A 24,919-nucleotide genomic window follows, 5' to 3' on the forward strand; every position below is an offset into this window, starting at 1 on the left:
TCAGCGGGCAGGGTCGTCGCCCGCCGCGGGCAGCCGGACCCGCAGGTGGGCGCCGCCGAGGTCGGAGCGGTCCAGGATGTCGACGCGGCCGCCGGCGTCCCGCACCAGTCCCCGCGCGGCCGCCAGCCCGGTGCCGCCGGTACCGTGCCGGGACAGGTGCTCGCCGGTGCGAAGGAACGTACGCTCCTCCTCGGTGAGCCCCGGCCCCGCGTCCTCGATGTCCACCTGGAACCATCCCTGCGGCTCCGTCTCGGGCTGCCCGAGCCGGACCACGATGTCGGGGCCGCTGCGGAGCGTTTCCGCAGAGGGGTCCGCCCGCAGTGAGCGCACCGCCTGGGCCGCATTGCGGATCAGGTTCTCGAAGGCGGTCTGCAGACCGGTGCGTACGGCCAGCACCGGTGCCTCGTCGGGTGGCCCGTCCGGCAGCTCGGTACGGAAGGTGATCCGTACGCCCTCGTTGAACTCGACGTCCCGGGTCACCGCGCGCAGGAGCTCACCAAGGTCGTGCAGGGCCGGCGGCGCCTGGTATCCGGAGACCGAGGTGCGGATCTGCTCGCCGCCCAGCCGGGGCAACATCTGCATGACCTGGTTCAGGCGGGCAGCGTCCTCGCCTTCGAGCCTCGCGCCGACGACGTTCAGGTTCTCCAAGATGACGGCCAGGTCGTTGTCGGCCTGGTGCGCGTGATGCCGTACCGCCTTCTCGGTGTGCGCCGCCCGGCTGAAGGCCCTGGCCTGCTCCAGGTTCTGGAGCAGGGTTTCCACGGCCGCACCGGCCTGTTCGGCCGCGCCGTCGGTGAGCAGGGCGCCGAGGCCTGCCCGCAGAGTTCGGTAGCCGCTCGTGCCGTCGTGGTGCGTCTTCTGCCGCAGGAGCCCGTGCCTGCACAGCCGGTCCAGGACCTCCTCCGCGTCGAATAGCTGGCCGGAGCGGCGTGGGAAGTCGTCGGGCAGGCCGGCCAGCGGGAGGTCCGACAGGATGTCGCTGCCCCGGAACGGTTCCTCGCGGTGCAGGGCGTATGCCAGCCCCAGCGCGGCACGTTCCTCGGCGGGGAGCCCGTCGGCCACCGCGGAACGCACCCGGGCCCGGAACTCGGGGGTGCGCACCCGGGCCAGGTCGGTGTGGTTCAGCCGGCCGTCGGCCGACCGCGGAGGCAGGACTTCCTCCAGGAGCATCCGCAGGGCCACGGGCTGGCCCTCGGACTCGTAGTCCAGGGCGTGGACGACCGCCGCATCGGGGATCACGGCGTGGAGGTCGAGGAGCCAGGCCAGCGCCTCGCGCGGGGTGCCGCCGTTGAGGGCGATGCCGGCGGCGGGGAAGGCGAGGCCGCGGGGTCCCAGCCGGGGGACTAGGAGACGCAGCAGGTTGATCCTCCGGTGGGCGGGCGTGGACAGCAGGCCGGCCGGCGGTGGGGCGAGGACGCGCAGGAGCTCCACGGCCGTCATCGCCGCGACGCCGGGCGGCGTCGCCGGGGCCGGGCCGGCCGTGGGCACGAACCAGACCAGCGGACCCGTCAGTTCCGCCGGGGGCGGGGCGTCGGCGGGGGACACCCAGAGATCGACCCCGCCCGGGTCGGTGATCGGCAGGTCCGGCAGCCGGGCGTCCGCCAGCCCGGTCAGCAGGGTGTGGAAGCCCGCGTCCCGGAAGGTCACGGGTTTGCGCACGTCCTCGCCGAGCATCGCGCTCAGACATGAGGTGAAGTCGGCGACGGACGTCTCATGGCGTGCCGAGGCGAGTCTGCGCAGTGACTGCAGCAGGGGGACGTCAGACTTGTCCAAGCGGACGTAGCGGGTCAGGTAGTCGTGACGCGGTGGTACGGAGTCGGGCGGGTAGTGGCTCAGGATTTCCTGGAGGGTGCGGCCGAGCGCGGGGTCCCAGCGCGGCGGTCGGGGGACCCAGGCGGGACTGCTGCCGTGCATGTCGATGCCCTCGGCCGTCAGCAGCCGACGGCCCGCCTCGAACTCGTTCGCCTCCAGGCAGGCCAGGACGGCCGCGGCATGGGCCTCCGACAGCTCGGCGGCGCCGAGTTCCGCCCGCAGTTCCTGCTGCCGCCGCTGTTCTGCGCGATGTACGGCGGCCTCGGTCTCGTCGAGCAGGGCCGTCGCCTCGGCGCGTCGGCGCAGAGCGGCCTCCTCGGCCCGCTGCGCGAGGTCCGCCGGGAGAGCGGTCGAGCTGCGCGAGGCCCGCCGCTGCAGCAGGGTCACCCGGGACCGCACGGTGGTGAGGGACTCCTGCTGGACGGCGTCGAGCCGGGTGTCGAGGCTTGCGAGTACCTCCCGTGGCAGGGCGGCGCCGGCCGAGCCGTCGGATCGGCCCGACATGTCCATGAGTTCGGCGACGGCGGTGAACTCGCCGTCGTCGACCAGGCGGTGCAGTCCTTCCGCCTCGGTCATCGGCTCTGCCAGGCCGCGCAACACCAGTGCGGCCGTCTGGTCGAGGCCGAGCGGCTGGCCGTCGGAGAGGGCGACGGCGAGACCGGGGTGGCGGCAGCGGCCCGTCCAGTCCTGCAGGACGGTGTCGAGCAGCGGACCCGCCTCGTCCGCGACGGCGGTGGGGTCTGCGGGGACGGTCATGTGGCCCTCCAGCGGGCGAGCAGCTCCAGGTCGCCGAGGAATTGACGGGCCAGTACGCCCTCCGGCTCCCGGATCCCTGCCGTCGCGTCGGTCAGTTCCTCCCAGTGCCCGGCCAGCCAGGAGCTCAGCTCCTCGGCACCTTGCGGGGCGGCGCCCGTCGTGGTCGCCTCCCCTGCCGACTGGAGGAGGTCGTCCACCGCGGCCACGACCGGGTTCAACCGCTGCAGGTAGCGCTTGAGATGGCCGCCGAACATCAGGGTCCCGTGCTGCGAGGCCCCCCGGCCGGCTATCAGCACCATCTGATCGGCCGGGACGGCCCCGGGCCCCTGGCGCCACTCCCGCAGCTCCCCGTCGCCGCGGGTGCCGGCGATCCGGCCCAGCTCCGCGAAGGCCCCTGACGGGGTGTTGAACAGGGCGTGGTGGGTGCGGGTGCTGACCGGGCTCGCGAAGGTCATGGCCCGGGCGTGGATGAGCCGCTGGTTCAACTCCTCCCAGAGTCCGGCGTGTTCGTGTTCCCGCTGGGATCCGTCGAGGCTCGCCCGGATCAGTTCCAACGGCATCGGCACGTACGCGGCGTGCCAATAGGCCTCGACCTGGTCCACGAGGCCCTGCCAGGGCGGGTCGAGCTGCGGCCGGACCAGCTCCAGGGCCTCGCGGCCGAACGGGTTCCCCTCGAGCAGCACCAGGGCGCACGCTCCGAGGGTGGTCGCCACCCGCTCCGGCGCGTCGAGGCTGTCATCGACGACGAGCTCCTCGAGGACCGCCGCCAGGGCGCCGACGTGGTGTGCGGCGCGGGCGGCGCCCAGTACCGCGATGCGGGCCCGGGGTCGGAAGCCGGCTTCGGGCAGCGCGAGGCGGAGCACGGCGGCCTCCACGGCCCGCCCGCTGTTCCAGCAGTGCCGCACCAGCCACCTCTGCCAGTGCCCGGCCCGCTCGTCCTGAGCGGAGGCTCCCCGGTCCGTGCCCCCGTGGCCGGCCAGGCAGCGGGCGGCGACCACCGCGACCAGGTCCTCGGGCCCCGTGCCGCCGAGCAGGTCCAGCACCTGCCAGGGGTGCTCCGCGGCGCTCAGCTCCTGGGCCACCAGTCGCGGATCGACGGTGCCCTGCTCCGCGTAGGCGTGGAGCAGCCGCTGGGCCTGTGCGTGGGCGGCGCCGGTCGGCGGGTGCGCCGGGGCGGGTTCCGGGACGGGCGAACCGGTCTGCGAAGGCTCCTCGAAGGCGCCCGCCGCCCTGGCCACCGCATCCGCCGCGGCGGCCCCGCTGGTCCGGACACTGAGCTCCGAGGCCAGCCGGTGGCGTCCGTAACGCCCGTCGAAGGCCAGGTAGTTGAAGCCGCCGACGACGGCCTCGTCGTCCCAGACCAGAACCGCCGCGCGATTGCCGCCTTCCACCAGGCGCAGCCGGCCGGGGAAGTCGGCGAGCAGGCCCTGCAACCGTTGCCGGGCCTCGCCGTACTGGTGCCGGTCGCCCACCGGGTAGGTGGCGTCCGGCAGGACCAGGGTCACCGCCACGCCCTCCTCCAGCCGGGCGCGCAGGGCGCCCAGGAGCCCGGTGTCGACGACTTCGGCGGCCAGGCCGTCGGAGGCGATCACCAGCCTGCGCCGGGCGCGGGTCACGGCGGCCCGGAACAGGGTGCGGTGCGTGGCGTCCGTCACCAGACGGGCGGCCGGCAGGCGGCGGGCCGCGAGGTGGGCCTCGGCCCGCCGGAGGTACTCCGTCCAACCGCTGACCCACAGTTCCAGCGCCGACGCCTCGACGCTCGGGTCCTCCGCGGGCGCCTCCACCGCGGGACGCGGCGGCGCGTCCGGATCCGGCTCCAGTTCCGGATCCGGCGCCCCGGCCGGCCGGAAGTCCGCCGCCCGTACCCGGACCAGCCGGCTGTGCTCGTACGAAGGCACCGAGGCCCGCACCCAGTCGAGCAGCTCCGAGAGCACCGGGCCGTCGGTGCCGGGCTGTTCCAGCAGCAGCCCGACGTCGGATCGCCCCGCTGACCCCGACATCGGGGCGGCGCTGGTGACCAGGGCCGCCGAGTGGTCCACCACCATCAGCTTGGCGTGCGTACGGGTGCTGGTCACCGGCAGCACGACCTGCGTCGCGCCCGTTTTCCCGCCGAGCCGCTGGAGGTCCTCCAGGGCGTTGCGGGTCCGCTCGTCGAACTCCTCGTCCCGGTCCCGGTCGGCGGCGCCCCACAGCAGGACGAGCCGTACGCCGCGCCGGACGGCGTCCTCGAGCGCCGGGAGGTGCAGGCGCAGGGTCTGGTACTGGATCCGGGGGCTGCAGATCACCAGCTGACTGGTGGCCTGCGTGATCAGCTGTCCGACCAGCCGTTCGTGCTCGTCGGCCGTCACCGGGCGGACCCGCATCTCCCGGTCGGTCCGCTCCCGTAACAGACCCTCCAACTGGGCGGCGTCGTCGGCCAGTTCCAAGTGCCAGGTGCGCCGCTGCCCGGCCGGAACGCCGCGGGCGGTCTCGACCCGGTCCGCCAGGCGGGCCAACGCCCCTGCAGCAGAAGGCGGTTCGCTCAGCGCGCCCACCGCGAGGCTGCGCAGCTCGCTGAACGGCTTGCCGCCCGGGCTCTCCGCGGCGAGTCGGGTGAGCCGTTCCGAGGCGCTCTCCCGGAGCTCGGCCGGCACCCGGTCGTCCACCACGGTCATCGTCAGCTGCTGGATCGCCTCGTCCCAGCGCGGCTCCACCTTCAGCTCGATCCAGCGGCGGGTCCTGGGCCGCTGCAGGCCGGGCGGTGGCAGCCGGTAGGACAGCACCCGGCGCCGGCGCCCCGGGTCCACCGGTCGATGGGCCCTGTCGGTCGGCGTCCGTGACTCGTCGGACTTCAGCGAATCGGTGAGCGCCCGCAGCACCGCGGACTGCGACACCTGCTCCAGGCCCACGGGGTCGTCACCGACCGGCAGGGCGAGCCGCGGATCGGGTGCGGACAGCGGACCGCGTGCGGGCAGGACCCGACCCGTGACCCGGTCGATCATCAGCTCCCGCTTCTCCCGCACGTACTCCGCCCCGGGCAGCGCCAGGCCGCGGTCCAGCCGGTCGGCGACTTCCGGCGGCACGACCACCCGTTTCAGCGAGCGGTCCGCCGTCAGCAGCCCCGCCCGATACAGGTCGTAGACCAGATCGTGGACGAGCCGGCGGCCGAGCTGCAGGTGCCCGGTCAGCTGCCCGATGTCGTTGAGCCCGGCCCGTACCGCGTCGAGCATCACCAGCTCCATCGGCGACAGGGCGGCGCCGTAACCCAGCCGGACCTGCAGCTCCACCGTCTCGCATGGCACCCAGACGACCGCGAATCCGCTCAACGCCCCTCCAGATGCACGACATCGGCGGCCTTCATCACCACGCCGTAATGGTCCACCGCCTGGCAGACGGTCTGCCAGAAGGTGTCGCCGCCGTTCTCGAAGCCCGTGTAGTGCGCGTACTCACCGACGACGACCAGGAGTTGGCGGGCCCGCGAGAACAGCACGTTGATCAGGTCCCGGCGGCTCAGGTGGCCGAAGCTCTCGGCCGCGCTGCCCGCGCCGCGGCGCTTGTTGCGGACGAGCGAGACCACCACGATGTCCGCCTCCCGGCCCTGGAAGGCGTGCACGGTCTGTACGAACCGCGTCAGATCCCCGTAGCGGTGCAGCACCTCCGCCTGCTGGCGGTACGGGGTGAGCACGGCGAGCGGCTCGTTGCTGAATCCGTCGCGGCCGGGGACCGGGGCGGGGCGCATGGCCGACACCAGGCGGTGCACGATGTCGGCCTCCCCCTCGTTCTTCCAGTACGGCTGCTCCTGGCACTGCGGCAGACCGGCAGTGTCCAGCCAGACCAGGGAGTGCCCGCGCAGCCGACCCGGTGCCTCCAGCGGCGAGGGCGTCTCCGGGTGGTGGGTGGCCAGGCCGCCCAGCGGCATGCCGTCGTCGGGCGGGCGCTCTCCGGGGCGCGGCGCCCGCGGATAGAAGACCCGGCTGACGACCTGCGCGATGGGCTCGCGCATCCGGAACTGGGTGGAGAGCCGGGCCGTGGGCCGCTCCCGCCAGGCGCGGCCCGAGTCCTCGTCGCCGTCCGGGACCCTGGCCGGATCCCCGGCCGGGTTCTCCTCGGGGAAGAGGCTGCCGAACAGATCGAACGCCTTCAGGTACGACTCGCGGTCCGCCCCCGCGGCGGCGATGGCGGTACTGGGGTCGTTGACGCACGAGTCCAGGAACCGCACCACCTCGTCGCGCCGGTGCGCCGGCAGCTGGAAGTGATCGCCGATGAGCGTCCAGCGGGTCCCCCGCACCAGAGGGATGGCCAGTTCGGTCGGCCAGGCCTTGGCCGCCTCCTCCACGATGACCCAGTCGAAGGACGACGCGCCGCCGGCGGTCCCGAGGTTGCGCGGGGTGGCGGTGGCGCAGGTGGCGAAGACGATGTTCGCGCCGCGCTGGAGCCGGTCCGCCAGCTCCGGGAGGACCGGCTCCTTGGCGGCGGGGTCCAGCATGTCGCGCCACCGCTCCAGTACCGGCCGCACCGCCGGGTCCACCCCGCCCTTCAGCAGGTCACCGATGCCCTGGCGCATCTGGCGGGCCCGGCGCAGCACCAGCTCGCTGCGGAGCCACGGGCGCACCGCCTCGTCCGGGTTGCCGCGCTGGGACACCACCCGCAGCGCGATGGGGACGTCCGGGTCCCCGTCCTTCGGCCCGTCGTCGTCCCGTGCGCCGATGTCCTTGAGGATGCGCGCGGCGAGATTGTCCAGGGTGAAGTTGGACTGCGCGGAGACCAGGATGCGGTGGGTGGGCTCCTGCTCCAGATAGGCGGCCAGGGCGCGCGCGGTGACCGTCGTCTTGCCCGTCCCGGGCGGCCCCTGCAGGGCGAAGAACGGCTGGTGCACCAGGATGTCCTTCACCGCCCGGCGGCCGCCCTTGAGCAGCCCCTTGCCCGCGTGCTCCCAGCGCTGCGGCAGGGTGGGCAGGGAGAACGGCCTCTGGAGCTGGTTGATCAGCGGCTTGAGGGCGAACAGCTCCCAGCGCGCGTCCGCCTGCCGGCGCAGCACCGACTCCGAGCCGACGTCGTCGGCCGGGCGGATCCAGCCCTGCGGCGGGATCTTCCCCTGCCCCGGCTTGGCCTGCAGCACGATCCGGTCGCCGCCCTCGACCCGCACCACCTGTGCCTGCACGCTGCGCGCCTGGGGCCCTTTGCGGTCGTGGTCACCCGCGTACACCTCGACGTCGCTGCTGCCACCCTCCTCGCTCTCCAGTCGGCCGAAGAAGTCCCCGAAGGGCGGGCGTAGTTCGGGGTTGCGGGCGTACTTCGTGAGCAGGGCGTGGCTGTGGATCCGCTCCTGGTCGCGCTCCTGGTCCCAGCGCACCAGCGTGCTGTGTTCCGGAGTGTCGGCCACCTTCTCGTACGGGTAGCGGCGGGCGCGGAGTTCCACTCCCTGGAACTCCAGCAGCCAGTTGATGGCGCGCTCGTAGTCGAGCTGCGCGGTGGACTTGCCGGCGGCGGGCCGGATGGCGTCGAGGAAATCCTTCCAGCTCGGCCGGTCCCGGCACAGGGCGTTGAGCCGTGCAGTGGGCGTACGGTAGCTCAGTGCCTTGACCTCCGGCACGGGCCGCTTGAGCGAGGACGCCCGAAGATCGTCCAGCTTGTTCCGCACCCCGTAGGCGTCGAGCCTGGCCACGTACTTGACGACCAGCACCTGGGGGATCGCCGGCCCCAGGCTCAGGCCCTGCTGCGGCCGGAAGAGCTGGCAGAACCACAGGGCGCGCGCGCCGGCGAGCACCACGGTGGCCTCCCGCTTGCTCTCCGTGGAGCCGCCGTTGACATAAGGGTCGGCGCCGTCCGGGGAGTGGAGCACCTCCCCGCGCCGCAGGTCGGTGCGCAGGAGTTCGGCCGTCTCCCGCACGCCGGCCTCGCTGTCCGCCGGGTGCTCCAGCCAGTTCCACTTGCCCAGGGTCTCCTCGCCCCGCTCGGGCATGAAGGCCAGCAGGTGCGGCAGGCTGTTGACCGCACCGCCGAACTCGATGAGGTTGGCCTCGTGGTGCTCGTTCAGATCGCTCGCGACCTCGTCGGCGGTGGGCCGGTTCGTCGGCTGCGGGTCGAGCATCCTCCGCAGCAGGTCGCGCAGCGCCGACGGGAGCCGCGCATGCCGTAGGCGCTCGCGCATGTGCTCGCCCAGGCGCTCCAGCCGGTCGCGCTCGGCCAGGATCTCCTCGGGCTCGCGCGGCACCCGCAGAGGCACCAGATCGGCCGGCAGCGGTTCGACGAACCACTCCCAGGCCACCGCCGCCAGCCCGTAGACGTCGCCCTTGACGCTCTCCACGACGTTGTCCGGCTCGCCGGGCCGGGGCAGGAAGTAGGCGAGGCGCTCCGGAGCCAGATAGGGCAGCGGCTCGGGCCCCTCGCCCAGCATCAGCTCTCGCAGCTGCCCGGCCGCCGCGGAGTCCGGGGACGAACCGCTGAGCAGCCCGGCCACGAACGAACTCAGCTCGAACCGGGCCAGCCGCAGGCGCAGTTCGCCGTCGGCGCCGATGACCACGTCCAGCGCGGCCGGGGAGAGCCGGCGGTGGGTCAGGCCCAGGTCGTGCACGATCGACAGCGCGTCCGCCAGCAGCCCGAACTGTCGCAGCGACCCCGCCGGGTCCTTGCGCAGCACCTCGCCGTCCGCGCGCGACAGCTGGTTGTCGGCCCCCACGGTGGCGATGAACGCCGCCTCGCTCCCGAGCCCTGCCTCCTTCGCCGTGCCGGCGTCCAGATAGCCGCCGCCGAGCAGCACGGGCAGACACGGGTGCTCCAGCCCCGAGAGTCGGGTCAGCGCCCGCACCTGCTGGTCCCACAGCAGACCGCCCAACTCGGTCAGGCCCATGTGCACGGAGACGTCGACCTGCCGGTCCGTCTCCGCGTCGAACAGATCCCGCGTGGTGTACAGGTGCCCCGGCAGGAGCTCCCGGCAGGTGAGTTCCGCGTCTGGGTCCACCAGTTCGTAGGGTCCGCAGCGGGCCGTCGCCGAGTTGCAGCAGAAGTACTGGATCAACCCGACGACCTGATCCACCCCGAACGCCACAGCCTCGTCCCCCTCATGGCCGGCAGTCTCCGCGTCAGCAAGTATGGGGGAACACGGGTCGGCCGGTGAGGTAATCGCGCGGGCAGCGTGCGGGTCCGTGGCGCCTGACTTCCGCCGCGGCCCACGCGGGCGCCCTCTCCCCGGACGTCCTCCCGGTCAACCACGCCTGACGTCGGTCTTCAGGCCGAGCAGACGGATCAGCACCCGCTCCAGGTCCCGGCCCGAGTCCGGCAGGTCGGCGGCCCGCCAGGCGACGAAACCGTCGGGGCGGACCAGGAGTGCGCCGCCAGGGGTGATTCCGGCTGCGGCGGGCCACCTGCCCCCGGGGTCCAGGACGGTGTCCGGGCCGGCGTCCGGGTCCGTCGTGATCAGTTCGGCGCCCAGCTCCAGTCCCAGCCGGTCGGCAACCCCGGTGGCCGCCTGGATCCACGCGGCGCCACGCGGTCCGGCGAGCACCGTGAAGCGCGACCGCACGAGGTCCAGCGTCGAGATCCTGGCGCCGTCCCGGGTCACCCACAGATGCGGCACCCTCGAGCCCGGTGCGCCGTCCAGATCGAGGGTGATGTCCTCGTGTGACGGCAGGTCGGTGACAGGGGCGATGACCGCCGTCGAGTCGTACCGGCAACCCAGGTGCACGACCGGCGAGTTGACGACACCCGCCCGGGCTCGCTCGGCGGCCAGGGCCGGGCTCGCGTCCCAGTGCAGGCGGGGGTCGGCCAGCCGGAGCCGGGCCTGCTCGACGGCGAGCGCTCCGACCGGGCGCCGCTCGGCATCGTAGGTGTCCAGAAGGTCCGGCGCGGCCCGACCGCGCAGAACCAGCGCCAACTTCCATGCCAGGTTGTGGGCGTCGGCGATCCCGGTGTTCATGCCGAAGGCACCCAGAGGCGGTACGGCGTGTGCGGCGTCACCGGCGAGGAACACCCGTCCGTCCGAGAAGCGGGAAGCGACCAACGCACGGATCCGCCACGGCAGGACGGAGACGATCTCCACCTCCGGGGCCCGGCTGCCGAGGGCCGAGTGGACCAGGTCGCGGCAGCGCTCGGGAGTGAAGTCCCGCGCCGACTCCCCGGCGTCCGGGTCGTAGCCGAAGTGGAGGACCCACTCCCGATCGCCGTCGATCGTCATCAGCATGCCGTGGAAGTCCGGGCGGGTGATCTCGCAGGCGACGAAGGAGTGTCCCCTGGTCAGGCTGGTGAGATCGGCGCGGAACAGGATGTTCACCTTCGGCCCGCCGAGCGGGCCGGGGCCCGTGGTGGGAATTGCGAGTGCGGCCCGGACCGGGCTCTGTACGCCGTCCGCGGCGACCAGGTAGTCCGCTCGCACCGATCGCCTGCCGTCCGGGCCGTCGAGGATCGCCGTGACGCCTTCGTCGTCCTGGCTGAACGAGACCAGCTCGGTTCCGTACAGCACGGTGGCGCCGTGCCGGCGGGCGGCAGGCAGCAGCACCGCGTCCAGCCGGTTCTGCGGGCAGGTGCCGCGGATCCTGCCGGGGCCGACCTCCTGTGGCGGCTCGACCGTCGGCCGCGGGCCCGGCACGGGGGCCCGGCGGGCCGGCGGGGCGGGACGGGTGAGTGCGTCGGCACTTGCGAGGGTCTCGCCCTTGATCTTGCCCAGGCTGCCCTTGGCCATGTCGACGGCCACTTCGTCGATCGCCTCGGCCAGGCCCGCCTCGCGCAGTATCTCCAGGGTGCGCGGGCCGACACCGGTGGCCCTGGGGTGTTCCGAGAGTCCGGGCTGACGTTCCACTGCCAGAACGTCGACCCCGTGGCGCGCCAGGAACAGCGCGGCGGTCAGGCCGACCGTGCCGGCGCCGGCGACCAGGACCTGTACACGGGCATCGTGCATGACGATTCCTCCTCGGCTCGAAAGTGGGAACACTGTTCCCATATCTGGGAACACTGTACCCGCGCGAGTACGATGTGCCCACCGAAATGATTCGAGGAGTTGTCGCGATGTCCGAGGAACCGCCCCCCGCACTGGTCTGGGCACGGGAGCCGCGTGCCCCACGCCGCCAGAGCCTCAGCATCGACCGGATCGTCTCGGTGGCCGTCGGCATCGCCGATGCCGACGGCCTGGAGGCCCTGTCCATGCGTCGACTCGCCACGGACCTCGGCTCCGGGACGACATCGCTCTACCGCCATGTCGCCGGCCGGGACGAGCTCCTGGACCTCATGGTCGACGCGGTCCGCGGCGAGCACCCGGCGCAGCCGCCGACCGGCGACTGGCGCGCCGACCTGGGCGGCGTCGCCCACCTGATGCGCGCCGACCTGCTGCGGCACCCCTGGCTCGGCAGCGCGCTGATGTCCCGCCTGGCACTCGGGCCGAACTCCCTGCGCCGGGTGGACTTCGCACTGGCCGCCGCCGGATCGCTGACCTCCGACGCCTCTCTCGCCATCACGCTCATCCGCTCGCTGCACCACTACGTTCTCGGCGCGGTGTCGGACCAGCTCGCCGAACAGGACGCGCAGCGTCGGACCGGCCTGACCGAGGAGCAGTGGCGGCGGAGTGTCGGCCCGTACGTGCGCGACATCGTCAAAAGCGGTGTGTACCCGCACTTCTCCCGCTCGGTGATCGAGGCGGAAGACCTGGACGCCGACCGCCAGTTCGAGTTCGGACTCGACTGCCTGCTCGCCGGGATCGCCACGCAAGTGACCGCTTCCCGATAGCCGACGCCGCGATGCGCGGGGCCTGCGGGGCGTGATCATGAGGGGCCGTGCGAAACCCAGTTCGTCAGCACGGGACGACGCTCGACGCACGTCCGGGTGGTACTTGCCCGCGCGGGCTGATTCTGGCGGTCCGGGGCCGGGCGGGCGGCAAGAGTTGGCTCATGATCACGGATCCCGATGCCAACGCCGGAAACCCTGAGGCTTCCGGAACCCCCGGCGAGCCCGTACCGGCGCCTTCCCGCCGGCCCTCCCGCCGTACCGTCATCGCCGGCGCGGCCGCCGTCGCCGGAGCCGGCGGGCTGGCGCTCGCCGTCACCTCCGCCGAGACCTCGCAGGCCGTCCCCGGCGCGGCGGTCGCGGACTGGGGCGCCTGCCTGGCGATCGCCCGGGCCGTCCTCGTACGGGACGAGCAGGACCAGCCGCTCGTGCCGCGCTACGCCGACATCCTCCTGAAGAACGGCCTGCCCCGCTCGCGCCGCCCCGGCAAGAAGGTGCTCGTCGTCGGAGCCGGTCCGGCCGGTCTCACCGCGGCCCACCTGCTGCGCCAGGCCGGCCACCAGGTCACCGTCATCGAGGCCAACGCCAACCGGGTCGGCGGCCGGATCAAGACCTTCCGCACCGGCGGCCACGAGAACGCCGCCCAGCCCTTCGCCGACCCGAAGCAGTACGCCGAGGCCGGCGCGATGCGCATCCCCGACAGCCACCCGCTGGTCACCGGGCTGATGGACGGCCTCGGCCTCAAGCGCCGGCGCTTCCACCTGGTCGACGTGGACGCGGCCGGCCGCCCCGCCTACCGGACCTGGATCTACGTCAACGGCATCCGCGTCCGCCGCGCCGACTACACGAACGCCCCGCAGGCGCTCAACCGTTCCTTCGGAGTTCCGAAGGAGTACGAGTCCGTCCCCTCCTCGCAGATCGTCCGGGACGCCTTCGCCCCCGTGCGCAAGGAAATCGAGGGCAAGAAGGACAAGGACCTCGTCGAGGGCTGGGCACGCGTCATCCAGCGCTACGGGCACATGTCGATGTACCGCTTCCTGACGGAGGAGGCCAAGCTCGACGAGCGGACCATCGACCTGATCGGAACCGTCGAGAACCTCACCTCCCGCCTGCACCTCGCCTTCGTGCACAGTTTCATCGGCGCCTCGCTGATCAGCCCCGACACCGCCTTCTACGAACTGCCCGGCGGCACCGCCACCCTGGCCGACGCGATGTACGCACGCGTCAAGGACCTGGTACGGCTCGACCGCCGCGCGACCCGCATCACCCACGGGGAGGGCAAGGTCACCGTCGAAACCGTCTCCGAGGGCAAGGGCGGCAGTCCCGTACGCCGCGAGACCTTCACCGCCGACACCGCCATCATCACGGTCCCCTTCTCCGGGCTGCGCCACATCCCCATCGCCCCCGCGCTCTCGTACGGCAAGCGGCGTGCGGTCACCGAGCTGCACTACGACGCCGCCACCAAGGTGCTGCTCGAATTCAGCCGCCGCTGGTGGGAGTTCGACGAGGCCGACTGGAAGCGCGAGCTGGAGGCCGTACAGCCCGGCCTGTACCGGAAGTACCAGACCGGGCGGACCCCGGCCGACGGAGCCCTGCTGGGCGCCCACCCCTCCGTCCCCGAGGGCCACGTCTCCGAGGGCCAGCGGTCCCACTACGCCGCCAGCCGGGTGGTCACCCGCGACCAGCCCGAGGCGGCCCACGTCATCGGCGGAGGCTCGGCCACCGACAACCCCAACCGCTTCATGTTCCAGCCCTCCTACCCCGTCGAAGGCAGCGCCGGGGGAGTCCTCCTCGCCTCCTACAGCTGGTCCGACGACGCCCTGAAGTGGGACTCCCTGGACGACGAGGAGCGCTACCCGCGTGCCCTCGCCGGGGTCCAGGAGGTGTTCGGGCAGCGCATCGAGGTGTTCTACACCGGCGTCGGCCGCACCCAGTCCTGGATGCGCGACCCGTACGCCTACGGTGAGGCCTCCGTGCTGCTGCCAGGCCAGCACACCGAGCTCTTCTCCCACGTCCGCAAGGCCGAGGGCAGCCTGCACTTCGCCGGATGCCACACCTCCATCAAGCCCGCGTGGATCGAGGGAGCGCTGGAATCCGCGGTGCGCAGCGCCCTGGAAGTGCACACGGCGTAGCGGCCCCCGGCGGCGCCGTCAGTTCCCGGCTCTCAGCTCCCGGCGAGCACGATCAGCCAGTCCTCCCGGGAGAACCTGACCCGCAGGCGCTTGTCGGGGTTGATCCGCACCCCGTAGTCGGGGCCGGTGGCGCCGAGCGCCCGCAGCCGGTAGCCGACCGCGCACTCCCCGCGCCGCCGCGCCGACTCGACGGCGGTGGCGAAGGTGACCTCGGAGCCGGCCCGGACGTAGTCCGAGGCCGGCTTGAGGTGGAACTCGTGGCCCTCCGCCTTGAACAACTCCTCGAAGACCTGGGCGAGGTACGGGCTCTCCGAGATCTGGGTCATCAGAAGGCTGATCAGCCTGCCGCTCACGATGAAGTCGGCGCCGTCCCGGGCCGGCGCGAGGAGCCGGTTGCCGTCGTCGGACATCTCGGTGGTGAGCGCGAGTTCCCGCCCGGCGGCTTCCCCGATGGCCCGCAGGTGCAGCAGCGCGACCAGTGTCCTGTCGTCCGCCCGCGCCTGCGGATCCGTCACCGGAGCGAGGGCGGCCGCCGGTGCGTCCGGGGCCCCGGGCGCCTCCGGGGTGCCGGGCTCCGTCTCGCCGATCACGATCACGCCGTCGTACGAGGGCACGTCCAGCTTGGCCAGGGTGAGCGGGTCGGTGATGTCGCCCTCGTGGAAGGTGACTTCGAGGCGGGACCGGGCGGCGGTGACGGAGCGGGCGCCGCGCGTGGCCGCGTACTCGCCTAGGGCCACGACGTCCAGGGTGGTGCCCGGGCTCACGTACTGGTCGAGCTGCTCGATGACGAGCGGGGCGCGGCGGTTCCAGCCGAGCAGGAGGAGACGCTCGGCGCGGTCGCTTCCGGGCCCGGCCGTCACGATCGCGTCCTGCTGCACATGGGAGGCCACGTCCGCCCGTACGGCCGTGTCGTCGTCCCGGGAGATGACGATGATCCGGTCGGCCGGGCCGATCGGCGTCGCCGGATCCGGGTTGAGGGTGACGTTCCCGTCGGCGTGCAGCAGGCCGACCGCCGAGGACGTGGCGAACGCCAGCAGGGCCTCGCCGAACGCACGCCCCGCGAGGTCCCCGGCGGCGACCGGATAGAACTCGTCGCCCGCGAAGTCCAGCAACTCCGAGTAGACGAGGGAGAGGCCGGGCTGCCGGGTCGTCTGGACGAGGAGCCGGGCGATGATGTCGTCGACGCACAGGACGTGTCCCGCGGGACCGGCGGCCAGCCGGGCCGTCACGTGGTTGCGGGAGTCGCGGACGGCGGCGACCACCACCGCCGCCCGGTCCGCGGACCCGGGGACGGGGATGGGGACGGCCGCGTCGAGGGCGAGCAGGGTCTTCACCACGTGGGCGTCCCCGGTGTCCCCGGTCGGCGGCAGCACCAGCACCGCCTTCGCGGTGTGCGGGCTCACCCGGCACAACTCGGCGGGGTCGGTGGTGCTCCCGCTGCGGCAGATGATCCGCGTTCTGCCGCTGGAGCCGGTGCGGGCGGAGATCTCCTCCTCCATCCACACCTTGTCCTGCGGGGCGAGCAGGGCGACGGCGGAGCGACGCTGGTTCGCGTTGGCGGCCACCAGCTCCCCGATCACGGGAAAGACCTGGTCCGACCAGCCCAGTACGACGGTGTGCCCGCTCTCCAGCACGGTGGAGTGACCGCGGCGCAGCGACATGATGCGCCGGTTGATGCCCGTGGTGATCAGACTGACCAGGGTCGACACGAAGAGCAGGGCCACGAGCGCGAGCGATACGGAGGCCAGCACGTAGAGCGGGGAGCCGACCGCACCCCCGATCTTCAGCGTCTGGCCGACGCTGACCCACACGGCGGTGAGGCGGCCGGCGAGCGTGGCCGGGGCGGCGCGGTCGGACCAGACGAGCACGATGCTCGCCGGCACGACCACGACGAGGCAGGCCAGGGCCAGCCAGCCGATGAGCGCGGTCGTGCCCCCCGAGACCAGATGGTCGAAGCGGTACCGGAGACGGAGCCTGAGCGACGTCGTGTCCTGCTGCGCCACACGAGCTCCCGTACCTGAGGTCGACGCACCGGTCGGAGCGGCTGCCCGCCACTCCCGCCAGTCACCCTAGGCAGATCCCTGCTCATGTCCCCCTCGAACCCCAGCGGTCTCACTCAGAGGTATGAACGCGGGTGTCAGGTACGGACGCGGGCGTTGCCCGTGTCCGTGCACAGGGCCCAGATGATGAAGACGCCGATGGCGATCGAGATGAGGGCCCACAGCGGGGTGTAGGGAAGCCACAGGAAGTTGAGGACGATGTCCAGCCCGGCGATGGCCACGCCCGCGCCCCTGGCCCAGGCCATGCCCTTGAGGATGCCCACGCCGACGATCGCCAGCACGATGCCGACGATGAGGTGGATCCAGCCCCACGCGGTGACGTCGAACTTGAAGGTGTAGTCGCCCACGCTCGCGTAGACGTCGTCCTTCGCGATGCCGACGATCCCCTTCAGGATGCCGAGGACGCCCTCCACGAGCATCAGGACTCCGGCGAACAGGGTGCCGCTGGCCGCCCACGGGTTCTCACCGCCGGCGGCGCGCTGCCCGGCGGGGGCCCCGCCGGAAGGTGTTGTCTGTGCCACGGGAAGCTCCTTCGTCGGACGGGGTGCCGGGGGTCCGGCGTCCCGCCCAGAGTCCGTGGCGGGGGCGCGCCCGGACATTCGAGCGCCGCCGTTCGAGTGAACGCGGACGCCGGAAGGCCGGCAGGGCTGGGTGCCCTGCCGGCCTTCCGAGGGGGTCGCGGGATCAGGGGGTCGTCTTGCCGACCTCCAGGTCGGCCGTCGGGTCCTTGACCGTGCCGCCGGGCGGGCCGGCGGCCGCGCTCGTGTTGTTCGCCGGCTTGGGGTCGTTGGTCAGGGAGTCGACGGTGGCGGTGTTGCGGATGTCGGAGCCGTTGCCGGTGTACTCCGGGTCCAGCTTCACCTTGATCACCCAGGTCATCGAGGCTCCCGGTGCCAGGCGCGGCAGCGGGCCGCAGGTGACGGTCCGCCCCGAGGTGCAGGTGGCGTCGCCGGATACGAAGCTCAGCGCGGTCGGCAGGGTGTCGGAGACCGTGATCTGCTCGGCCTGGGAGGGGCCGTTGTTGGTGACGGTCAGGGCGTAGTCGAAGGTCTCGCCCGGGGCCACGGGGGCGGTCTGGACGGGCTTCTTGGTGATGGCGAGGTCCGCGGCGGGATCCGGGACGTGCCCGCCGGGCACGGTCGCGGTGCTCTTGTCGTTCCCGCTCTCCGGGTCGATGTTGTCGGCGGTCACCTGGGCGGTGTTCTTCAGGTCGCTGCCGTCGCCGCCGTACGCGGGATCCACCTTGACGGTGAGCAGGTACTCGATCGTCTCGCCGACCTTGAGCGGGGCGGTGCGCTTGCACGACACCAGGTGTCCGGCGACGGTGCATCCGGCCGGGGAGGAGGCCACGTAGGAGAGGCCCTCGGGAAGGGCGTCGGTGAGCTTGACGTTGAAGGCGTCGGCCGACGGGCCGTTGTTGGTGACCCGGATCCGGTAGTCGAAGCTCTCGCCCGGCACCGGCGGCTTGGTGCCGACGGCCTCCTTGGTCACCGACAGGTCCGCGGTCGGCTTGTTGACGGTGCTGCCGGGCAGGCCCGCCGGGCTGCTCGTGTTGTTCTCCGGCTTGGGGTCCTTGGTCCGCGAGGCGGCGGTCGCCGTGTTGCGGATGTCGGATCCGTTGCCGGTGTAGTTGCTGTCGAGGCGGACGGTGAACCGCCAGGTCCGGGACGCCGAGGGCTCCAGTACGGCCACCGGACCGCAGCTGACCGTGCCGTCCGTGGCCGAGCAGCTGTCGGGGGAGGAGACGAAGGCGAGCTGCGCGGGGAGCTTGTCGGTGATCGTGGTGTTCACGGCGCGGGACGGGCCGTCGTTGTGCGCGGTGACCACGTACTCGAAGGTCTGCCCGGGGGCGATCGGGGTGTCGGTGGCGGGCCGCTTCGTCGTCCAGACGTCGGCCTGCGGCTCGGTGACCCCGCCCGGCGGCAGCACGGCGTGCGAGGTGTTGTCGGCGGGCTCCGGATCCTTGGACGCGGAGGCCGAGGTCGCGGTGTTGCGCAGGTCGCTGCCGTCACTGGCGTACGCCGGGTCCAGCTTCACCTTGAACGTCCACACCACCTCGGCGCCGGGGACGAGCCGGGCCAGCGGACCGCAGGTGACCGTCCGTCCTGACACCGCGCACGGGTCGGCGGAGGAGACGAAGGTCAGCCCGTCGGGCAGGGCGTCGGTCACTACGACGTTGCGCGCGTCGGAAGGTCCCTTGTTGGTGGTGCGGACCTCGTACTCGTACTCCTGGCCAGGGACCGTCGGCCCCGCGCCCAGCGGGGTCTTGACGGTGGCCAGGTCCGAGACGGGATCGAACGGCCCCGGGGGCAGCACCGGATCGGGCTTGTTGTTGGCGGGGTCGGGATCGGTGGCGTCCGACGTTCCGGTGGCGGTGTTGCCGAGGTCGGAACCGTCCCCCTGGTACGAGGGGCTCAGCCGGGCCTGGAAGCTCCAGCTCTTGGTCTCCCCGGCGGCCAGCTGCGGTTCGGGCCCACAGGTGACGGTCTGGCCGATGGCGGTGCAGCCGTCGGAGGAGCCCACGAAGGAGATCCCGGTGGGGAGCTTGTCCGTCGCGGTGACCTTCCGGGCCACCGAGGGGCCCTTGTTCTTCGCGGTCAGCGTGTACGTGATCAGGTCACCGGGTGCCTTGGCACGCTGTGCCGTCACCTCGACCGTATGCCCTCCGCCGGGCAGGGCGGCGGCCACGGGGGCCGGTCCGGCCCACAGGGCCGCGGCGCAGAGCAGCGGAGCCAGGGCCCGCACCGCAGGCCGCCGGCCTGGTGTCGTCGTCATCGCGCATCGTTTCCGTTTCGTGCGGAGAGGACCGTACAGAGAGCTGTACGGGAGTTCGGGGGGAAGCGGAGGCGGCGGGGGAAGCGTCCTGTCAGCCCGCGATCGCCCGCTTGGAGAGCTCGATGTCGGCGCTCGGCGGGCGGACGCGCCCGCCGGGCACGCCGTCGGAGCCGCTGTTGTCGAGCGGGTTCGGATCGGCGGTGTCCGCTCGGGCGGTCGCGGTGTTCCGCAGGGCCGTCCCGTCACCGGTGTACGCCGGGTCGAGGCGCACGGTGAAGGTCCACGACCGGACCCCGCCCGGGTCCAGCGCCGCCGCGGCGGCGCAGGTGACGTCCCGGCCGACGGCGGTGCAGCCCCCGGGCGAAGAGACGAACGCGAGCGCGGCGGGCAGCGGGTCGGTGACCGTGACCTTCCGGGCCACGGACGGACCGGCGCTGCGCACCGTCACCGTGTAGGTGAAGGTCTCGCCGGGCGCGACGGGGGAGCGGCTCTCGGCGGTCTTGGTGAGCGAGAGGTCGGCCTGGGCGGCCGTCACTCCGCCCGGTGGAGCCGCGGCCGCGCTGGTGTTGTTCGAGGACTGCGGATCGGCGACGGCGTGCTGGAGCGTCGCGACGTTCCCGAGGTCCGAGCCGTCCCCCTGGTAGGCCGGGTCCAGCCGCACGCGCACCGTCCACGAGGTGCTCGTCCCGGCGTTCAGCTGATCGCGGACCGGGCAGGACAGCACCTGTCCCGAGGCCGTGCACCCGTCGGCGGAGGAGACGAACCGCAGCGGCCCGGGGAGCGTGTCGGACATCCGGACGGAGGACGTGTGGGAGGGGCCCAGGTTGCGTGCGGTGATCTTGTACTCGAACTCCTGGCCCGGAGCCACCGGCCCGGCCCCGACCCCCTGCTTCTCCGCGGCCACGTCGGCGCTCGCCGTCACCACCGTGTCGGGGGCGGTCGAGCTGTTGTCCTTCGGATTGGTGTCCGTACGGTCCGCCGGGGCGGTCACGGTGGCCGTGTTGGACAGGGTGACGGGCTGCGCAGGGGCCGTGCCGGTGACCGTGTAGGTGACGGAGCCGCCCCGCTCGAAGTCGGCCGTCGTGTCCAGGACGTTCCCGCTGCCGGTGGCCTTCGCGCAGGTTCCGCCGGTGCCGGCGCGGCAGGTCCAGGTCACGTTGGTCAGACCGGGCACGGTGTCGCGCACGACGGCGCCGGAGACGTCGTTGGCCTGGCTGTTGGAGACGGTCAGGGTGTAGGTCACCGGTCCGCCGCCGGCCGGAACGCTCGCGGGGGAGCCCGTCTTCGCGATGGTCAGGTCGGCCGGCACGTTGATCCGGAGGTCGTCGATCTCGTGGATGTTCGTCGCGCCGCCGGTGCTCCCGGAGAATCCCACCTTGAGGGTGGTCGGAAGCTTGGGCTGGCCGGTGATGCCCGTGACGTCGAAGTCGGTGACCAACTGGGTCATGGCCGTGCCGGGGCCGCTGTCGGACCACACCGACAGCAGCATTTTCGTACCGCTGGGCAGCAGGGACACGCGTACCGTGCGCTCCTTGTCGCGGCTGCCCGTCTCCACGGTCTTGCCCGGTCCGTCGGCGGACGTGGCGAAGCGGTACCCCGCCCTGCCGTTGCCTCCGCCGCGCACCACGATTTTGTTGGACTGGGGGCCCGGACCGCCGTTGCCGACCGAGCTGGAGGAGAAGTTGCCGAACTCGTCCAGCCCGATGCCCAGGTACGCGCCCGGTACGCCCGAGACGGCGCAGAGGTCGGCCGCGCCCGTGCAGGCGTAGCCGAGTGCGCCTCCGGAGGGGCCGACCCCGTCGGACGCGGAGCCGTCGGCCAGGTAGAACGACAGACCGTCACCCCGCTTGCCCTCGAAGGCGGTTCCCCCGTAGGTGGCGTAGCGGAACTCGGCGATGATGCCGAGGCTGGACGGGAAGGAGTCCTTCAGCTTCCAGGTACCGGCCTGGGCGGAACTCGCGGAGGTGAGCCGCAGCCAGCCGCCGCCGTCCGGATAGCTCGCGTTGCCGCTGGTGGCGCCCAGGTTGGTGGAGCTGGCGAAGGTCTCGTTGACGGGGAAGGCGAGTGCGCGGGGCCGGAGGCCTTCGGCCCCGGCGGCCGGGGCCGCCGTCGCGGGTGGGGAGAGCGTTGCCGGCAGGACCAGCGCGGTCGTGCACAGCAAGGAAGCGGCCGCTCTGCGCCACCAGAGGCTCAGGGGTCTCGTCATACCGGAACGTCCTTCGTCGGTCACGGGCGGCGCACCCGGAAGGCCGTCCGCAGCGCAGCTCCGCCGGCCACCAGCGCGGCCGAGGTCCACAGCAGCCAGGCCGGGACCTCGGTGCCGGAGTCGGCCAGGTCGCCGCGGCCGCCGTGCTGCTCCCGGTCTTCGTGCGGCTCACGGCCGTCCTGCCTGCCGTCCTGCCGACCGTCGTGCTGGTCGTCGCGGCCGTGGTGGCCCTGGTGGCCGTCCTCCCGGCCGTCGTGCTGGTCATCGTGCCCGTCGTGCTGGTCGTCGTGCCCGCCGTGCTGGTCCCCGCCCCCTCCTTCGGACACCAGGCACAGGCGGCCGCCCTTGGGCCCCGTCGTACCGGGGTCGTTGGCGTTGTCCGAGAGGTCCGGGTCGAAACTCGCCGAGGTGACGCGGGCGACGTTCTCGATGGGCGTGCACATGCTCGCCGGCGGCTGGGCCGCCCGGTCCTCGGCGGCCGCACGGACCGTGATCCGGAACTCCGCCTTCGCGCCCGCCGCCAGCCGGTCCAGCGGCGGGCACACCACCAGCCGGTCACCGCCCTTGGGGACCGCGCAGTCATCGGGCGAGGAGAGCAGGACCAGCGAGGCCGGCAGCCGGTCGGTGACCTGGAGCTGCCGCGCGGTCGCCGGGCCCTCGTTGCGCACCGTGATCAGGTAGGTGAACTTCTCGCCCGGTCTGACGTGCTCCCGTCCCTTCGCGAGCAGCGCCGTCTTGCGCAGCGACAGATCGGCCGTGCGCACGCTGGGCGGAATCTTCAGGCCGGTCAGGGACGAGGTGTTGTTCCGGGGGTCCGGGTCCGAGGTCGCCGCGTCGACCACCGCCTCGTTGACGATGTCGCCGCCGTCTCCGCTGTAGTCGGCCGAGAGCCGAACGGTCAGCACCCATGCGTGCGAGGCGCCCACCGCCAGGCCGGCCAGCGGCCCGCACACCACCGTCCGGCCGTCGGCGGTGCAGCCGTCGCGGGAGGAGACGAATTCCAGGGACCGCGGCAGGCGGTCGGTGACGCGCACCTGGCGGGCGGCGGACGGTCCCCGGTTGGTCACCGTCACGACGTAGTCGAATGTCTCCCGCGCGGCCGATCCGGGCTGTTCCCGGGTGTCCCGGGCGCTGGTCGCCACCGGGCGCAGGGCGCCCGACACCGAGAGGTCGGCGCTCTCCGGCGCCTGCGGGGCGGCGCGCGTTCCGGGCGGCTCGGATCCGGCGGTACCGGGGTCCGCCGGGGCCGAGGCCGCGGAGGGCGCCGTGGAGAGGAAGCAGCCCGTCGCGACCGCGCAGAACGCGGTCACCGTGCGGCGGCGCCGGTGCGGGGCGCCGGCGCGGCTTCTCAAGACACGTCGCATCGGGTGCCCTTCGGGGAAGTCGACTCGCCCATAGAGGACCAGTGCGGTCATCTATTCACACGAATAGACAGAAGGGGTGTGCCCGATTTGATCATTTATGGCTAATGGGTGATCGAATTCAGTCCGTCAGCCGTACGTTCCCGTCCGCGCGGAGCCCGCGCGGACGGGAACGTACTCGCAGCTTCGGTGCCGGGTCAGTTCACGTTGACCCCGGACCAGGCCGAGGCGACGGCCTGGTACTCGGCGGAGGTCGTGCCGTACAGGTCACCGGCCGCCTTCAGGGTGGCCACGCGGGCGCCCTGGTAGTCGGTGGTGGAGGTCATGTAGACCGTGAGGGCCCGGTACCAGACCTGGAGGGCCTTGTCGCGGCCGATCCCGGTGACGGCGGTGCCGGTGTAGGTGGGGCTGTTGTAGGAGACGCCGTTGATGGTCTTGGCGCCGCTGCCCTCGGACAGCAGGTAGAAGAAGTGGTTGGCGACGCCCGAGGAGTAGTGGACGTTGAGGTTGCCGACGCCGGAGGACCAGTAGTCGGCCGAGCTGCCGTCCTTGGAGGGCTTGTCCATGTAGCGCAGCGGCGTGCCGTTGCCGTTGAGGTTGATCAGCTCACCGATGAGGTAGTCGCCCTTGTCCGAGGACAGGTTGGCGTAGAACTCCACGGCCGTTCCGAAGATGTCCGAGGTGGCCTCGTTCAGGCCGCCGGACTCGCCCGAGTAGTTCAGGCCGGCGGTGTTCGCCGTGACGCCGTGGCTCATCTCGTGGCCGGAGACGTCCAGTTCGGTCAGCGGGTGGGTGTTGCTCGCGCCGTCGCCGTACGTCATGCAGAAGCAGGAGTCGCTCCAGAACGCGTTCACGTAGTTGCGGCCGTAGTGGACGCGGCTGGCGGCGCCGACTCCGTCGTTGCGGATGCCGTTGCGGCTGAAGGTGTTCTTGTAGAAGTCCCAGGTCACCGCCGCGCCGTACTGGGCGTCGACGGCCGCGGACTGGCCGTTGGAGACGGTGCCGTCGCCCCACGCGTTGTCGGCGTCGGTGTAGAGGGTGCCGCTCCCGCTGGTCTTGTTCGCGAGGTTCGAGGTGGACTGGCCGCCGCGGGTCGCGTCCTTCAGCTGGTAGGTGGAACCGGTGAAGTTGGTGGTCAGCGGCACGGAGCCGACGAACACGCCCTTGCCGGTGCCCGTCGCGTTGGCGGTCTGGACCCCCTCGTGGGAGGAGAGGACCTCGCCGCTCGAGGCGTCGGTGACCACGCGCTGGCTGCTGGGGGTGCCGTCGGCGCGCATGCCCTCGACGAGGGTCTCGTACGCGAGGCGCGGGCTGCCGGACGCGGCCCAGACGACGAGGCGGGCGGCCCCGGTCTTGTCGACCGAGGTGAGGGCCGGCTCGTCGGAGTCCTTGGCGATGCCGATGGTGGACTTCACGGCGCCGGTCGCCCTGGCGGCGGCCTGACCCGCCGAGAGCTTCGGGGAGAGCGAGGCGGGGGCGATGCCCGCCGCCGCCTTGTCCACCGACTTCACGGCGCCCAGGGAGTCCTGGTGGACTATCAGGTCGCCGCCGAGTACGGGGAGGCCGTTGTAGGTGCGCTCGTAGCGCACGTGGCGGTTGCCGTTCGCGTCGCTCACGACGTCCTTGGCGACCAGGGCCTCCGTGCCGCCCAGTCCCAGGGCGCGCGCCGTGGCGGGGGCGTCGCTGCCGGCCTGGGCGATCAGGGCCGCGTGCTCCTGGGCCGGTACGGGGACGGGCGCGGCCTGGGCCAGGCCTGCGCCGGCCTGGATGGCGCCGGCCAGCAGGGCCGAGGCGGAGAGAGCGGCTCCGATTGCGAGCTTTCGCTTCACGTAGGTTTCCTTCCGGATCCAACCGCGTGTTCGCGGCCGCACCTGGTTCCGAGGCACCGGGGTAGGTGCCTGAGGGGGCGGAACGGGTGCTGACGTGCTACCCCGTGGGGTCGAGAGACAGTTGCCGGAGGGGATGGACCGGCGGTGCCCACGAGGCTGTCGGAAGCATGACAATCGACGGGATCGGATGAACAGGTCTGTCATGGAATTGGCGCGCTCTCGCCAAGCCGGACAGTGCGGGTTCATGTGAGTTGGCGTCAGGAGATACGGGCAATCCGGGTGAACCGGCCGGCGAAAG

The 24,919-nt window shown here is 72.5% G+C and carries 12 protein-coding genes; 2 read left to right on the plus strand and 10 right to left on the minus strand.

What is annotated here, in order from left to right; genetic code table 11:
- From OG490_RS27820 to OG490_RS27835, 4 genes are all read right to left on the minus strand, one after another.
- Positions 1 to 2,568 (minus strand): ATP-binding protein, encoded by a 2,568-nt coding sequence (locus tag OG490_RS27820; RefSeq protein ID WP_330299002.1) that lies wholly within the window; start codon positions 2,566 to 2,568, stop codon positions 1 to 3.
- Entirely contained in the window at positions 2,565 to 5,873 is a 3,309-nt protein-coding gene (locus OG490_RS27825; RefSeq protein WP_330299003.1) for a phospholipase D-like domain-containing protein, read from the minus strand. The genes OG490_RS27820 and OG490_RS27825 overlap by 4 nt, the downstream gene beginning before the upstream one ends.
- Positions 5,870 to 9,583 carry an AAA domain-containing protein gene (locus tag OG490_RS27830; RefSeq protein WP_330299004.1) on the minus strand — a complete coding sequence of 1,238 codons (3,714 nt, stop codon included), beginning with the start codon at positions 9,581 to 9,583 and terminating at the stop codon, positions 5,870 to 5,872. The genes OG490_RS27825 and OG490_RS27830 overlap by 4 nt, the downstream gene beginning before the upstream one ends.
- Before the next feature lie 168 nt (positions 9,584 to 9,751).
- A complete protein-coding gene (locus OG490_RS27835; RefSeq protein ID WP_330299005.1) occupies positions 9,752 to 11,440 on the minus strand; it encodes an FAD-dependent monooxygenase in 1,689 nt (562 codons plus the stop codon).
- 107 nt (positions 11,441 to 11,547) lie between these two features.
- Here OG490_RS27835 and OG490_RS27840 point away from each other — a divergent pair, with 107 nt between their 5' ends.
- The gene (locus tag OG490_RS27840) at positions 11,548 to 12,261 is read left to right on the plus strand and encodes a TetR/AcrR family transcriptional regulator (protein ID WP_330299006.1); all 714 of its coding nucleotides are present in this window, start codon (positions 11,548 to 11,550) and stop codon (positions 12,259 to 12,261) included.
- A 161-nt stretch (positions 12,262 to 12,422) separates the two neighbouring features.
- On the plus strand, positions 12,423 to 14,390 hold the full coding sequence (locus OG490_RS27845) for a flavin monoamine oxidase family protein (protein ID WP_330299007.1): 1,968 nt from the start codon (positions 12,423 to 12,425) through the stop codon (positions 14,388 to 14,390).
- 32 nt (positions 14,391 to 14,422) lie between these two features.
- Here OG490_RS27845 and OG490_RS27850 read toward each other — a convergent pair whose 3' ends face one another.
- The 6 genes from OG490_RS27850 to OG490_RS27875 form a co-directional block, all read right to left on the minus strand.
- Positions 14,423 to 16,393, minus strand: a complete 1,971-nt coding sequence (locus OG490_RS27850) for a CASTOR/POLLUX-related putative ion channel (protein WP_330299008.1) — start codon at positions 16,391 to 16,393, stop codon at positions 14,423 to 14,425.
- Positions 16,394 to 16,527: 134 nt separating this feature from the next.
- Positions 16,528 to 16,971 (minus strand): DUF7144 family membrane protein, encoded by a 444-nt coding sequence (locus OG490_RS27855; RefSeq protein ID WP_330299009.1) that lies wholly within the window; start codon positions 16,969 to 16,971, stop codon positions 16,528 to 16,530.
- Positions 16,972 to 17,134: 163 nt separating this feature from the next.
- A complete protein-coding gene (locus OG490_RS27860) occupies positions 17,135 to 19,225 on the minus strand; it encodes a DUF11 domain-containing protein (protein ID WP_330299010.1) in 2,091 nt (696 codons plus the stop codon).
- 91 nt (positions 19,226 to 19,316) lie between these two features.
- Positions 19,317 to 21,431, minus strand: a complete 2,115-nt coding sequence (locus OG490_RS27865; protein ID WP_330299011.1) for a lectin-like domain-containing protein — start codon at positions 21,429 to 21,431, stop codon at positions 19,317 to 19,319.
- A 20-nt stretch (positions 21,432 to 21,451) separates the two neighbouring features.
- Positions 21,452 to 22,783, minus strand: a complete 1,332-nt coding sequence (locus OG490_RS27870; RefSeq protein WP_330299012.1) for a DUF11 domain-containing protein — start codon at positions 22,781 to 22,783, stop codon at positions 21,452 to 21,454.
- A 206-nt stretch (positions 22,784 to 22,989) separates the two neighbouring features.
- Positions 22,990 to 24,621, minus strand: coding sequence for a M4 family metallopeptidase (locus OG490_RS27875; RefSeq protein ID WP_330299013.1), 1,632 nt, complete (start codon positions 24,619 to 24,621; stop codon positions 22,990 to 22,992).
- Positions 24,622 to 24,919: the final 298 nt, after the last annotated feature.

Source organism: Streptomyces sp. NBC_00503 (assembly GCF_036346895.1).
GTDB lineage: Bacteria > Actinomycetota > Actinomycetes > Streptomycetales > Streptomycetaceae > Streptomyces.

Bases quoted from the DNA above. Each gene is read 5' to 3' on its own strand.
- OG490_RS27820 (WP_330299002.1), bottom strand. From the start codon at position 2,568: ATGACCGTCCCCGCAGACCCCACCGCCGTCGCGGACGAGGCGGGTCCG.
- OG490_RS27835 (WP_330299005.1), bottom strand. From the start codon at position 11,440: ATGCACGATGCCCGTGTACAGGTCCTGGTCGCCGGCGCCGGCACGGTC.
- OG490_RS27840 (WP_330299006.1), top strand. From the start codon at position 11,548: ATGTCCGAGGAACCGCCCCCCGCACTGGTCTGGGCACGGGAGCCGCGT.
- OG490_RS27845 (WP_330299007.1), top strand. From the start codon at position 12,423: ATGATCACGGATCCCGATGCCAACGCCGGAAACCCTGAGGCTTCCGGA.
- OG490_RS27860 (WP_330299010.1), bottom strand. From the start codon at position 19,225: ATGACGACGACACCAGGCCGGCGGCCTGCGGTGCGGGCCCTGGCTCCG.
- OG490_RS27865 (WP_330299011.1), bottom strand. From the start codon at position 21,431: ATGACGAGACCCCTGAGCCTCTGGTGGCGCAGAGCGGCCGCTTCCTTG.